This window comes from Janthinobacterium sp. BHSEK (genome assembly GCF_056174685.1).
The window spans coordinates 1-406 of record NZ_JBWBYV010000244.1 but is presented as its reverse complement, the minus strand read 5'-3'; the positions used below and the strand labels follow the sequence as shown (position 1 = coordinate 406).

At 64.8% G+C, this 406-nt stretch carries 1 protein-coding gene; it reads right to left on the bottom strand.

All coding sequences use genetic code 11. The features are described from left to right. Positions 1 to 406 (bottom strand): 2-deoxy-5-keto-D-gluconate 6-phosphate aldolase domain-containing protein (locus tag AC0V2Y_RS28765; protein ID WP_475417997.1); only part of this gene is annotated, 406 nt, incomplete at both ends.

Here is a 406-nt window from a genome sequence, read left to right as displayed (position 1 = left end):
TCCGGGTGCAGCTGCACCAGGCACTTGATCACGTGTTCCTTCGGCCAGCTGAGCAGGTGTGAACCGATGGAGCGGCCCCAGTCGAATTGCAGCGGGTTCGATCCCGGCAATTCCACGGGACGGCCTATCCACCAGCCGCGCCCCGTCGCATCGTTGAGCGCATCGACGCCATAGCGGCCATCGATCAGCACGCCCGTCTTGCCGGCCAGTTGCAAGGCCGTTTCCGTCTGCGCCACGGCTTGCACCATCAATTGCTTCAAGGCCGCAATGGCCGCTTCGGGCGCGCCGGTTTGTTGCGCCAGCTCAAAGAATTGCGTACGGTGGTCGAACGCGAACACGCACAGCTCGTTCCACTGCGGGCGCGCCACCGTCGTGCGATGCAGGCGCGACAAGGTGGCGTCCTGGT